This is a genomic window from uncultured Pontibacter sp. (assembly GCF_947502515.1).
Classification (GTDB): Bacteria; Bacteroidota; Bacteroidia; order Cytophagales; family Hymenobacteraceae; genus Pontibacter.
Window position 1 is genome coordinate 940,383 of the sequence record NZ_CANNAI010000001.1, and the last position, 12,914, is coordinate 953,296.

Annotated in this window: 12 protein-coding genes; 5 read left to right on the forward strand and 7 right to left on the reverse strand. The window is 49.4% G+C overall.

What is annotated here, in order from left to right:
- The first annotated feature begins 30 nt into the window (after positions 1–30).
- The 3 genes from rnc (at position 31) to lgt (ending at position 3,889) form a co-directional block, all read left to right on the forward strand.
- Positions 31–708, forward strand: coding sequence for a ribonuclease III (gene rnc / locus Q1A54_RS04435; protein ID WP_234986256.1), 678 nt, complete (start codon positions 31–33; stop codon positions 706–708).
- 285 nt (positions 709–993) lie between these two features.
- Positions 994–2,874: an NAD(+) synthase gene (gene nadE, locus Q1A54_RS04440; protein ID WP_299985345.1), complete on the forward strand. Its 1,881-nt coding sequence runs from the start codon at positions 994–996 to the stop codon at positions 2,872–2,874.
- A 172-nt stretch (positions 2,875–3,046) separates the two neighbouring features.
- Positions 3,047–3,889 (forward strand): prolipoprotein diacylglyceryl transferase, encoded by an 843-nt coding sequence (gene lgt / locus Q1A54_RS04445; protein ID WP_196114502.1) that lies wholly within the window; start codon positions 3,047–3,049, stop codon positions 3,887–3,889.
- A 69-nt stretch (positions 3,890–3,958) separates the two neighbouring features.
- Here the strand turns inward: lgt and Q1A54_RS04450 are convergent, their stop codons facing one another.
- Entirely contained in the window at positions 3,959–4,804 is an 846-nt protein-coding gene (locus Q1A54_RS04450) for a hypothetical protein (protein WP_299985348.1), read from the reverse strand.
- Positions 4,805–4,929: 125 nt separating this feature from the next.
- Here Q1A54_RS04450 and Q1A54_RS04455 point away from each other — a divergent pair, with 125 nt between their 5' ends.
- Positions 4,930–5,325, forward strand: a complete 396-nt coding sequence (locus Q1A54_RS04455) for a VOC family protein (RefSeq protein WP_299985349.1) — start codon at positions 4,930–4,932, stop codon at positions 5,323–5,325.
- Between the two features lie 39 nt (positions 5,326–5,364).
- On the opposite strand, the gene Q1A54_RS04460 is transcribed toward Q1A54_RS04455, so the two are convergent.
- The 5 genes from Q1A54_RS04460 to cdd all read right to left on the reverse strand — a co-directional run bounded on the left by Q1A54_RS04460 (position 5,365) and on the right by cdd (position 10,682).
- Positions 5,365–6,558: an acyltransferase gene (locus tag Q1A54_RS04460; RefSeq protein WP_299985351.1), complete on the reverse strand. Its 1,194-nt coding sequence runs from the start codon at positions 6,556–6,558 to the stop codon at positions 5,365–5,367.
- A 90-nt stretch (positions 6,559–6,648) separates the two neighbouring features.
- Entirely contained in the window at positions 6,649–7,797 is a 1,149-nt protein-coding gene (locus tag Q1A54_RS04465) for a helix-turn-helix transcriptional regulator (RefSeq protein WP_299985353.1), read from the reverse strand.
- A gap of 169 nt (positions 7,798–7,966) precedes the next feature.
- Positions 7,967–9,307, reverse strand: a complete 1,341-nt coding sequence (locus Q1A54_RS04470) for a hypothetical protein (protein ID WP_299985356.1) — start codon at positions 9,305–9,307, stop codon at positions 7,967–7,969.
- 244 nt (positions 9,308–9,551) lie between these two features.
- Positions 9,552–10,193 carry a phospholipase gene (locus Q1A54_RS04475; protein WP_299985358.1) on the reverse strand — a complete coding sequence of 214 codons (642 nt, stop codon included), beginning with the start codon at positions 10,191–10,193 and terminating at the stop codon, positions 9,552–9,554.
- A gap of 3 nt (positions 10,194–10,196) precedes the next feature.
- Positions 10,197–10,682 carry a cytidine deaminase gene (gene cdd, locus Q1A54_RS04480; RefSeq protein ID WP_299985360.1) on the reverse strand — a complete coding sequence of 162 codons (486 nt, stop codon included), beginning with the start codon at positions 10,680–10,682 and terminating at the stop codon, positions 10,197–10,199.
- A 127-nt stretch (positions 10,683–10,809) separates the two neighbouring features.
- Here cdd and Q1A54_RS04485 point away from each other — a divergent pair, with 127 nt between their 5' ends.
- Positions 10,810–12,159 (forward strand): saccharopine dehydrogenase C-terminal domain-containing protein, encoded by a 1,350-nt coding sequence (locus tag Q1A54_RS04485; protein WP_299985362.1) that lies wholly within the window; start codon positions 10,810–10,812, stop codon positions 12,157–12,159.
- Between the two features lie 23 nt (positions 12,160–12,182).
- Here the strand turns inward: Q1A54_RS04485 and Q1A54_RS04490 are convergent, their stop codons facing one another.
- Positions 12,183–12,899 (reverse strand): methyltransferase, encoded by a 717-nt coding sequence (locus Q1A54_RS04490; RefSeq protein WP_299985364.1) that lies wholly within the window; start codon positions 12,897–12,899, stop codon positions 12,183–12,185.
- Positions 12,900–12,914: the final 15 nt, after the last annotated feature.

Here is a 12,914-nt window from a genome sequence, read left to right on the forward strand (position 1 = left end):
CACAGCCTATTTACCAAGGATAGAGAGTTAGTGCGCGCCATCTCCGGGATTATTGGCAGCACTCCGGATAACATACGCCTGTACAAACTGGCGCTCACACACACGTCCTTTGCTCGTCAGAACCTGGCCAGCAAGCACGATACGAATGAGCGTCTGGAGTTTCTGGGCGATGCGGTACTCGGAACAGTTGTGGCAGAACTGCTATTCAAGAAATTCCCCTACGAAGATGAAGGCTTTATGACAGAGATGCGCTCACGGATCGTTAACCGTGAGTCACTCAATCATATTGCCATTAAAATCGGGTTGAACCTACTCGTGAAAGTAGACACTTCAGGTGGACAGACTTCACGTCACAAATCAGTGCACGGCAATGCCCTAGAGGCGCTGGTAGGCGCCATATACCTGGACAAAGGGTATAGTACAACCCGCCAGTTTATATTGGGAAAACTCATAAAACCTCATGTTGACCTGCATAAGCTGGTCAACACCACTTCCAACTTCAAGAGCAAGCTCATCGAGTGGGCACAAAGCCAGAATGCCGATATCCGCTTTGAGATCGTCAACCGCAAAAATCAGGGCAATACGACCGAGTTTACATGCGAGATCTTCCTTAATGACAAACCGGTAGCCGTGGGCGTGGGGCTCTCCAAAAAGAAAGCTGACCAGGCTGCTGCCGAAAAGGCACTGGAAGTCCTCAATATCAGCTGAGGTTGGTTTCTATCAGCGAAAATATCGGGGCATCCAATTAATGCGACCATTTTAGCCCTTCCTTCTCTAACCCGGCTTTTACTTTAACTCTGTTGCTCAAACGGAAATTGCTCACCCTCGCATCATTTCCAGTTGTGAGCTTCTGATTTTGTTCCAGCACTGTGCCATACCTATACCTAAATGGGCTCTACAGGCCTCAACCTATACCTGTTCAGGGTATAACGGTTCTTTATTTGGCTGCCAAAGCTTAACTTGCTTCCGTATTGTTGCGTTAGAGAACACACTATGGAAGAAACTAGACTGATACTGGCTGGGGCTGCCCTGAATCAGACCCCACTCGACTGGGAAGCCAACCTCCTTAATATACGATCAGCTATTATCGAAGCAAGCACCCGAAACGTGGATATCCTGCTGCTGCCCGAGCTTTGCATTACTGGTTACGGGTGTGAGGATATGTTCCTGCACCCTTGGTTTGCTGAAGAAACATTCGAAAAGCTGCTCCAGGTAAAAGAGTGGTGCGATAATATAACCGTATGCCTGGGCGTGCATGTGATTATCGGGCAGGATGTGTTCAATACGGCCTGCGTCATCAAAAACAAGGAGATCGTGGGCTTTACTGCCAAGCAGTTCCTGGCCCGTGATGGCATCCACTACGAGCCACGCTGGTTTACGCCATGGCCGGCCAATCTGGTAGAGGAGTTTGAGATAAAGGGAAAACGCTACCCGATTGGTGACATTGTGTACGAAGAGAAAGGCGTGAAGTATGCCTTTGAAATATGCGAGGATGCCTGGCGAACTAACCGTCCCGCCGAGCGCCATATGCCGAAGGGTGTGCAACTGATCCTGAACCCAAGTGCCAGCCACTTTGCCCTGAGCAAGACGGACCTGCGTCACCGCCTTGTAGTAGAAGCCTCTCAAAAATATCAATGTGCTTATCTGTATGCCAACCTGCTTGGCAATGAGTCAGGGCGTGTGATCTTTGATGGGGAGGTGCTCATAGCCCAAAACGGTAAGTTGATTCGACGCAACGAGCTGCTATGCTTCAAAGACGTGGACCTGGAGTGCGCAGAGGTATGCTTCGGACCTAACCCGGAAATAACTGAAACAATTGAGTACCTGCCACCCATTGATGAGAATGCTGAACTGATTGCCGCCTTGAGCCTGGCGCTGTTTGACTATATGCGAAAGAGCCGCAGCCGGGGCTTTGTGCTGTCGCTGAGCGGTGGCGCTGACTCGTCATGCTGTGCGGTGGCCGTGGCCGAAATGGTGCGCCGGGGCGTTGACAGCCTGGGAGTGACTGGGTTTGTGACCAAAGCCCGTATGTTCTCGCTGGAGGATGCCGAGTATTTTGAATCACTGCCGCAGGAGCATGTAGTAAAAGAACTGGTAGGACGTATGCTTACCTGTGCGTATCAGGGCACTGTCAATTCATCTGATGCCACCTATACCTCTGCGAAGGAACTGGCGGAGTCGATCGGGGCAGTGTTTTACGACTGGACTATTGATGATGAAGTACGCGGCTATACCTCAAAAATAGAAGGTGCCCTAAAGCGGGAGTTAACCTGGGAGCAGGACGACGTGACCTTGCAAAACATACAGGCACGGGTACGCGCGCCAGCTATCTGGATGCTGACGAACGTAAAGAATGCCTTACTGCTGGCCACCTCAAACAGAAGTGAGGCCGCCGTGGGCTACGCTACAATGGATGGTGATACTGCTGGCGGCCTATCTCCGATCGCAGGTATAGATAAGGCCTTTATTCGTCAGTTCCTGATCTGGATGCAGGAAGAACTTGGCTACCTCGGACTGGACTATGTGAATAACCTGCAGCCAACAGCCGAACTTCGCCCATCTTCTGAGAACCAGACGGACGAGAAGGACCTGATGCCATACGAGATTCTGAACATGATCGAGCGCCTGGCCTGGTACGACCGTCTGTCACCACAGCAGGTAATCGATCAGCTGGAGAAAGAGAAGGTAGCGCCGGTAAAATCAATCAAGGAATATGTGCACAAGTTTTATACCTTGTGGTCACGCAATCAGTGGAAACGGGAGCGTTATGCCCCAGGCTTCCACCTCGACGACTACAACCTGGACCCTCGCAGCTGGCTGCGCTATCCGATCCTGAGCGGTGGCTTCAGGGAAGAGCTGAGCAATTTGAAATAGAGGCAGGGATTAACATCAATACAAGGCATCATCCTATACCTGTTAGAGCAGGGCGGGGTGATGCCTTCTCCTTTTGTGGCTATACCTGTGGATAAATATCCCTGTACCTGTCTGGTGCTGGTTTTTTAGCATTGCGAATTATTGTAACTTTGGCAGAACCATACCTTTGTATATGAGCATTCTGAACTATATCACATGGGATGTAAGTCCTTCCATCTTCTCCATCGGCTCCTTTGAAGTGCGCTGGTACGGACTCCTGTTCGCACTGGCTTTTGTGTTCGGGCAACGCATCCTGACTAAAATCTATGTAGCCGAAGGCCGCACAGAAGGCGATGTGGACGTGATCACCCTTTACATGATCATTGGCACTGTTGTAGGTGCACGTCTGGGCCATACCTTGTTTTACCAACCTGAGTATTACCTGAGCAACCCGATCGAGATTCTGAAGATATGGGAAGGCGGACTAGCCAGTCATGGCGCAACCATCGGTATTTTGCTGGCCCTGTGGTTATTCAGCCGTAAGCACAATTTTGATTACATGTGGGTTTTGGACCGGATCGTGATCGTAGTGGCGCTAGGTGGCGCACTTATCCGACTGGGCAACCTGATGAACTCTGAAATCTTTGGTCGTCCGACGGATCTGCCGTGGGGCTTTATTTTTGTGCGCCAGAGCGAATACTCACATGTACCACGCCACCCTACACAGCTTTACGAGTCATTCAGCGTATTCCTGCTGTTTGTACTGTTATACTGGCTCTGGAAGAAATACAAAGAGGCCCTTCCGAAAGGTTTGCTGTTCGGTATTTTCGTAACGGCCCTTTTCACTTTCCGCTTCCTGGTAGAGTTTCTGAAAGAAGTGCAGGTAGAGAAAGAGGCGACGATGGCGCTGAACATCGGGCAGCAATTGAGTATCCCACTCATCATTATCGGTCTGTTCATACTTTTCAGAGTATGGCGTAACCCAAAACCTGCCCTGCCTGGCGGAAAGCCAGCAAGAGAAGCAGTCCGCAAATAAGTAGTTATTCAAGACACCAAAACGGCCAGCATCACTGCTGGCCGTTTTGGTTTAAAAGTATATGGCGGCTTAGTTAAGGCTATACCTGAACAAGCCTCCATCTTCGCTGGTAATGACCAGGGTGCTTTCATTTTCAAAAGCTACCGCCTCGGTTTGTCCGGCCTCCTTGATACGCACACGCTGGTAGTCGCCCTTATAAAAATCCGCTGGGTTACTGACGTCGCGGAAGATGTGCAGTCCTCCTTCGCTCACAAGTGCCACGGTTCTGCCATCAGCGCTGCTGGCTGCGCCGGTCACAGGCACACCAAGCTTGTGACTGCCCAGCAGTCTGGCTTTGTACTGCCCGCCGCTGTCAGGAAGCTCGTATACCTTAGCTGTTTGTTTTCTACCTCTGTCCTTTGATACCAGGTATAGCTTGCCGCCTTGCCAGAAAATAGCTTCCACATCGTAGTTCATATCTTTTTTAGCTGGAGGGAAATCTTTCTGGTCCTCGTAGGTGAAGCGTATGGCTTCAATCTGGTCAGGCTTGTCGAGCTTCAGTTTATAGATAGCCAGTTCCTTGCGTTTGTTGTTGTTATTGCCTGTATCGGCTATGTAGATATTTCCTTCGCTGTCACGTGCCAGGTCCTCCCAGTCCACATTGGGAAGCTTCAGTTTGATGGTCTCTACTAATTTGCCTTGCTGATCTACCACATAGAGGTGTGGTTTGTTGCCTGCATCGTTGTGCGTTATGTAAGCTTTACGCTCAGGTATAAACTCGACGCCGGAGCTTTCATTAATAGGGGAAGGGAGTTTGGCCAGCCTGACCAGTTTGCCGGAAGTAGCTGTGGAATTAGAGTCTGTGCCGGAAGGCTGACCCAAAAAGTAAAAAAGGGCGACCATGACAGGTATAAAAAAGGCGAGTATTTTCAACATAAGCTTCATAGGGTTCTTTTAGAGAGTAGGCGCGTTATGGTATAACGGAAAGCAAAAGCACTGTGGTTGCGTACAAACTGTAAATACACGTTTTTTAACCGGATTATTGTTTTTAAAGCCAACCGATGAGAATTAAGAAGATAAAAGAAACCTGTCTGTATGTAGCCAATCTGGAGCGCAGTCGCGAGTTCTATAACGGAAAGTTAGGATTGGCTGTGATCGGTGAGGTGAAAGACCGTCATATATTTTTCAGAGCAGGAGAGTCGGTATTACTCTGTTTTCTGCCAGAGGCCTCAAAGCTTGGTGGTACATTGCCTCCACACTTCGGATCAGGTCAGTTGCACCTGGCTTTCGAGGTAAGCCGGGAAGATTACGAAAGCTGGAAAAGCAAAATCAAGGACGCAGGTATAGCAATAGAGCAAGAGTATGACTGGGGGCGTGGTTACCTTTCGTTCTACTTCCGCGATCCCGACCAGCACCTGCTCGAAGTGGTGATGGAAGGGATGTGGGAAAAGGACTAGCAGTAGGATGCTCATTAGTGATAACACGCATTTAATTGCTTACAAGTTGTAATTGCTTACAAGTTGCTCTTTCTCTTTGATTTTCTCCGCATGCAAGCCTGCAGGATATTGTGTTTCTCTCTGGATTGGCTTCATACCAAACGGCAGTCGGAGCCAATTTACTGGCATGATCAGGTACTTGATCAGCAGAAAGCAAATGATAAAAGTGCTTAGGCTGATAACTGAAAACTTGAGACCGATGCTCCAGTCTGCTTGCATCAGGTAATATCCTAATGCCACAATGACGGTCTGGTGCAGTATATAGAACGGGTATACCATCTCATTAGCTTGTGCCAGAAACTTATGTTTCACGTTAAGGTGCTGCATCGCAAAACCCAGTATGACCATCAGCCAGAACCAACGGTTACTTTGCTTCAGGGCATAGTATAGCGACAATTCTATACCATTCAGATCAATATCTTTAAACCAGTAGAAAGTATACAGGATTGTAAGAGTTGAAGCTGCGAGGCCCAGGCTGAACCAGCGCAGCTTTCTTACTTTTTCCTGCAGCTGAGGAAACTTCATCAATACAAAACCAATTAAGAAAACCGTGATATAGAGGAAGTGGTTGGCCCAATCATCCACAAGGGCATTGGTAGCCGGGAATCGTTCGTTGAGCAGAATGCCTCCTGTACTCAACCAGAGCGCGGGCACGGCCAGTAGCACCCAGTTCCGTATACCGGCTACCTGTGTGTTGACACGGCGCAAGTATACGAGTAGCGGCAAAAGCAGCAGGCTATAGCAGAAGATGTAAGTCAGGTACCACAGATGGTGCCAGCTGAAGTTGCCTTCGGGGTAGGGCTCAAATTCAAAGACAGAGGGATAGAAGCTGAAGTAATCAGTAGCCGTGCCCTGTACTGCCCGCTCAAAATATACTTGCGGCGGCACTACCAGTAGCATACCGATGACCAGTGGAAGCAGAATGCGTTTCAGCCTGTCTTTTGCGAAAGTACCGGCACTTCGGAATCCCAAGGCAAAGTATACGCCCACTCCCGACACCAGAAAAATAAGCGACATCCGCCACTGGCTCATAAAGATCATCGGCACTTCCAGCGTTTCACTGAGTACCGGGTTTTTAACGTGCCAGTCCCAACTGACAAAGTACATGCCGGTGTGGTAAAAGATGAGTAGCGAGAAGGCCAGTACCCGCAGCCAGTCGAACTCGTAACGTCTGATTTTAATCTGGTTTTCCATAGCGTTTCGTTTTGATGCAAACATCGCCAAAGAAGACTAAATCAGAAGAATCTGCCGATAAGTGCGAGGTGCTAACTTATAGGGAAGTACTTAAACTGAACCGGAAACGGCATTTTTACGATATTGCCCCGGTGTCTGGCCAGTATGCTTTTTGAAGACACTGCTAAAAGCCGACTTCGATAAATAGCCTACCTGCTCGGCCACTTCTTCCACCTTGAGATGCTGCTGAGTTGGATCTGCCAGTATAGCTCTGGCCTCTTGTATACGCAGCTCAGCCAAGTACTCAAAAAAGCTCTTGCCCAGGCGCTCGTTCAGGCTTTGTGAAAGGTAGTGGGGCGAAGTATGCAGTTGTTTGGCCAGCGTCGGGAGGGAGGCCGATGGTTGAATGTAAAATTTTTCCTCTTCAGCCGCTTTCAGTTTCCGGATCAGGTCCTGCTTGGCCTCCTCACTCAGGGCAGACTTTTCATACTTTAGCTGCACCACCGGCTGAAAGAAGGCAGAATCAGTAATGATTTTGTAGCTGGCAAAGAAGAGCTGTAGTACCAGAAACACGGCCAGGAAATGATCACCCAGGTCGCGCTCATAGCTTAGCTTAACGATCACGATCAGCACCAGCGTGGCAACGAAAAAGAACAGCAGGAACCTTGCCCAGGTATAGAAATAGGGGTTTGGGGACTCGACTGTGTTTCGTTTCCTCAAAATCATGAAGCAGAGTATGATGTAGATGAGGATGTGTGCCATGGTCAGCTCATTTACATACCTCGTCCAATGCAGCGGGTCCCAGAAAAGCTCAATAGTAACTGGTATCTGCTCCATCTCCGGAAAATAGGCTCCTACATAGGCGTTGTATTTAACTTCCTCGGGCTGTATGTAAAAGAGGGTATGGTAGAGAAAGTACACTACAAAAGGAATGAAGTGCAGCCACTGCTTCCGCGTCCAGTTATTACCGTTCAGGCTCCGGAAAAGCAGGTAGGTGAGGGGACCGACGGCGAAATTTGCAGGTTCAGAGAAATCGACCAGATGAAGCACCCGGAACATAAGGCCGCTGTAGCACAAAAATACCTCCAGGACCATGCTGGCAAAAGTAAATACCAGCGCCGCCAGTAGCAGGTGATGATAGGGCTGCCGGTGCGGGCGCTTCGCCAGAAACAGCAGACTCATGAAGAAGCCCTGCACCACACCTACCAGCAGGATGGCTGCAAACCAATCAAATCGGAAAAAGGACTCTGTTTGTGGCATCTGCAAGTATGATCGTTTACTAACGGTTCATAAACTAAAGCTAAAACTAAATTTTAACTTACATTTAAGTACACCCGAAAATTCTGCGTTTGGATTCCAAGGGAGATGTTTAAAAAGAAAAGCCCCCGCTGTTGGCGGAGGCTCTTGCAATGATTCTTATAAAGTCGGATTACTGAAGACGCGCCTGGATCTCTTCGATCAAGCCATCATAGCGCTTCAGCAGACGACCCCAGTCTTTGAAGTCTTCATCGTCTTTCACACTGATGTTGCGCGAAGTGTTGATCTCACGCTCGTGACGCTGGCTAACGATCTTCACCACGTAGGTAAGGTCGTTAGAGTTACCGCCGCTGCTCACAATCACACGTGTGCGGATCATGTTGGCACCGTTGAAGTTCTGTACCTGCCAGGCACTGGTGAGGTAGCCTGTGTTGTAGTCTACCGTTTCGAGCACATCAAAACGTTTGGTGATGATTGAGCTCAGGATTCTCCAGGCGTCAGCAGGGTCTACGGTTTTGCTTACAGGTATGGTGATGCGCACATTGGCCATGTCTGAGGAAATAGACGAGGTATAAGCCTCGTCCACGGCAAGCTCTACAAACTCAGTTGGCTCCGGAGCCTGCATGTTTTCCTGGTTGCAGTAGTTCTTGATATAGCGCAGGAAACCGTCTTTGGTCACACGCACTTCTACGCAGCCGTTCTTTGGAACTTTCAGGTCGTATTTGCCTACGCCAACCACTTTACCAGCCACCTCAATGTTGGCATCAGCAGGGGAGGATGTAATTTTCACCAGGCGATCTTCGAGCATGGCACGGCTGCGAAGCGGAGGAAGCGGGTCAGTAGATGGCTTGTTGCAGAACACCTGTACTACTTCGGCAAATCCGTCCTTTGTTACAGTCACTGTTACGCAAGTGCCAAATGGTACGCTTACGTCTGTATTGCCACGGCCGCTTACCACACCATTCAGTGATACAGAGGCGTCAGCCGGAATCACTTCCAGGCGTACCTGGCGGTCTTTCAGCTCAAAAAAGTCTTTAACAGGAGGAGCTTCACGGTCTTTCTGGTTGTAGTATACCTTGGTTTGTGGTGCAAAGCCTGGTTTCTTTACCTCTACGTTCAGGAACTTGTCTTTCTCCACAATCAGGTTGATACGCTTTGTGCCAGCCAGGCGACCGTCAATGTAGATTTCCGCATCATAAGGCTCCACACTGATGTCAATCAGGCGATTTGCCAGTTCTATCTTTTGTTCCTTGTCCCACTTCATGGTGCGCGGAAACTCACGAATTACAGGTTCATAACCTTCTTTTACAATGGCAATGCGATTGCGGGAGTCTTTGTTAAGCTTCAATTCAATGCTTCCGACACCCAGTTCAGTCACTCGGGTATTGTCCGCGTCGTTCAGCAAAAAGAATTTGGCATCCGGGAAGTTTGAAGTAACGTTGATCTTGCTTTGCGCAAAAGTAGAAAGCGTCAGCAAGCATAGGATGAAGGATAGGTAGAGATTTCTCCTCATAGGACTAAAATAAAGTAAGTAAAAAATATAAAATAGGTTGATTGATTATGACAATACCACCACAAATTTAAATCAAATTTCTGTAAATTTATATATAACAATTTGTGCATCAACAAAAATACCCAAAAGTGGGTACCAGATAATTGCTATAAAATGAAATGTAGCAGATGTTATGAGCCGATTCAGCCGCGCAAAAACAGATAAATTTTTGTACAGATTAGCAGCAACTTTTGTAGTTGCTGCCCTAAGGTTTCAATCTGGCTAGGAGTTCTGGTGCAATCGTATGGCCGCCTTCGAAGGTATGGACTTGTGGGGAAATGCCGAGCCGCTGCATGATCTCTCGCTGATGCTGCAGTTTTTCGGGTGTGATAAACTCGTCTTGTGTGCCGTAAACCAGATCTACCGGTATACCTTCAAAAGCCGCTTTGACTGATTCAAAATCGATATCCTCCGGAAAAGAGGCGGCCCAAAGTATAAGGTGCTGGCAAGGCACTCGTTCAGTTGCAAGCCAGCGGCAAACTGTAGCACCACCCTGTGAGAAGCCCAGCACATGCACCCGCACATCAGAAGGTACTTGCTGCAAAAGTTGTTTCAACAGCAGGTTGAGGTAAGCGGACTGGTCCTCTATTTCAGAAAGACGATCTTCTTTGGTCATCCAGGTAGCACCTACACGGCCAGAAAAACCATCCAGGTAAAAGCGGGAGAGTCCCTCCGGGGCCACTACCACAGTATTCCCATCGTCCAGCACAGCGAAGTGCCGCAGAAAATAACGGGCCAGCTGACCATAGCCATGGCATACCACCCATAGGTCGCGCGTCTGTTCTGAAGGCGTTCCCAAGGTATAGTAGCGTGCCGTTCGCGGCACTGTCAGCTGGTGCGTGTGCATAACTTACAAATGTTCTTTGTTGAACTGGAAAGGCAGCAGGTCGCTTACGCTGCGGAGGCGATAGAATTTGCCTTCTGGACCTTGCAAAAGCACAGGTATAGGCTCGCCTTGCTTGTGTTCGTACTCAGCCATCACCTGGCGACAGGCGCCACAGGGCATTGCCGGAAGAAAATGTTGTTCGCTTCGCCGGCGTGCAGTCACAGCAATCATCTTGATTTTGGTGTTCGGGTGATGGGCGCTCATGGCAAACAGGGCGGTACGCTCCGCGCACAAGCCGGATGGGTAGGCGGCGTTTTCCTGATTGCTGCCTTTGAACATGGTGCCGTCTTCAAGTACCAGGGCGGCGCCTACCAAAAAGTTGGAATAAGGAGCATAGGCATCGTTAGCAGCTTGTTGGGCCAGCTCCATTGCTTCGCGTTCCTGTGGTGTTAATTCTTCTGCCGAGTCTAGTACGTCGATGCAGATATGTATATTCAGCTCACTTGCCATTTAAGACCTTATAGGTATAAAAATTAGAAAAGGGCTATAAATTTAACGGAATATTCTGATAAAACAATGCGAAAGGTTGGCCTTGCAGGTGGTTATTGCTAAATTCAAGCGCAACGACACAATCGCTATGAAAAAAATACTCCTCCTCGGGGCTGGCCGCTCCGCCTCCTCGCTTATTCAATACCTGTTACAGCACGCGTCTTCCGAAAACTGGCACATCACCATCGGCGACATCAACGTGGACCATCTGCAGGACAAAATCGCGCAGCTGGACTTTGCTGAAGCCATCATATTCAATGTGCACGATGACGCACAGCGAGCTGCAGAGGTAAGCAAAGCCGATCTGGTGATCTCGCTCTTGCCGGCGATCTTTCACATAGAGGTGGCGCAAGAGTGTATGAAGCAGGAGAAGCACCTAATTACCGCATCCTACGTTTCGCCCGAGTTCAGAGAGCTGCACGAAGAGGCCAAGCAGAAGAACCTGACTATAATAATGGAATCGGGCCTTGACCCGGGTATAGACCACATGTCAGCCATGGCAGTGATTCAGCGTGTGCAGGGTATGGGCGGTCGCATCACGTCATTTAAGTCCTATACGGGCGGATTGGTGGCACCGGAGTCGGACAATAACCCCTGGAATTACAAATTCAGCTGGAACCCACGCAATGTGGTGCTGGCAGGGCAGGGGACGGCCAAGTATATCAAGAACGGAGAATATAAATACATACCCTACCACCAATTATTTAAGCGCACCGACGAACTGTTTGTAGAGGGCTACGGCCACTTCGACGGCTACGCAAACCGCGATTCGCTCAGCTATCGGGAGCATTACGGTCTGAAGGATATCCCTACCATGCTACGTGGCACGCTGCGCCGCATTGGTTACTGTGCCGCCTGGGATGTGTTTGTGCAACTTGGCCTCACCGACGACAGCTATGACCTGGAAGGTGTGGACAGCATGACGCATCGCAGTTACCTGGAATCCTTCCTGCCACCAGCCGCCTCCACCGACGAATCATTGCAGCAACGCCTGTGTCGCTACCTGGGTATCGCCCCTGAAGGTGAGATCATGGAAAAGCTGGAGTGGCTCGGTCTGTTTGAAGATGTACCACCCGACATGCAAGCGGCCACACCGGCGCAGGTGCTCGAAAAAATACTGGTTGGCAAGTGGAAGCTGGAACCTGGCGATAAAGACATGATCGTGATGCAGCACCTGTTTGAGTACGAACTGAACGGCGAGCAGCACGAGCTTACCTCCTCACTGGTAGTGTTGGGTGATGATGCCGTGCAGACAGCTATGGCTAAGACTGTGGGATTACCGGTTGGTATACTGGCAAAGCTTCTGCTGCAAGGCAAGATCGACCGCCGTGGAGTAGTTATACCTATCTACCAAGACCTGTATGAACCTGTGCTGGAAGAGCTCAAAGGGTATGGAATTGACTTTGTGGAAGACGAAAAAGTGAAGGTTGTTCACTAGCAGGTATAGCCTTCGGGCAATCATTAGAAAATCAGGTAATAATCCCGCAGCAATTCTGAAAAGCCAGTGGTATAGGTCGTGCCGTCTTCTTTGCGGATGTGTAAGGTCTTAGTAAGAGTATTCGCTTTCGGATTGCAGGTATACGTTTGCACATGTCGAATGCACTTGCCACCGATGCGGGTGAAAACCTCAGTCGTTTCGGTCAGGTATAACGCATGCGTTTTGGCAAGTTCTGCAAAGTGGTTTGCCTCAGCTGGCGGCAGGAGCAAGTATAGTTTACCATCCTGAGTAAGGTGCTTCTGCGCAAAAGTCAGGATATCATCAAAGAGCAAATCGCCTGTATGCTTGGCTGTGTTTTTGGCAGCATTGTCAGACTTGAGCGAAGCCAGAAAAAATGGCGGATTCGAGAGAATGACGTCGTACTGCTGCATACAGGTTTTCGCAAATTCCTGCAAGGGCATCGGGTGTAGTTTCAGTCGTTCTGCCCAAGGGCTTTCGACGAAGTTCTGCAAAGCCTGCACCTGCGCCTCGGGATTGATCTCCACCGCTTCCACTTCCGCCTCCGACCGTTGCGCTACCATCAGGGCCAGCAAACCTGTTCCAGTTCCAATATCCAGCACCCGCTTCGCCTGACGCACCTCTACATAGGCTCCGAATACACAGGAGTCCGTGCAAACCTTCATAGCACATTGGTCCTGGTTGATGCGGAACTGCTTGAATTGGAAGTAGGTGTTAGGCACGGGTTTTTAATGAAT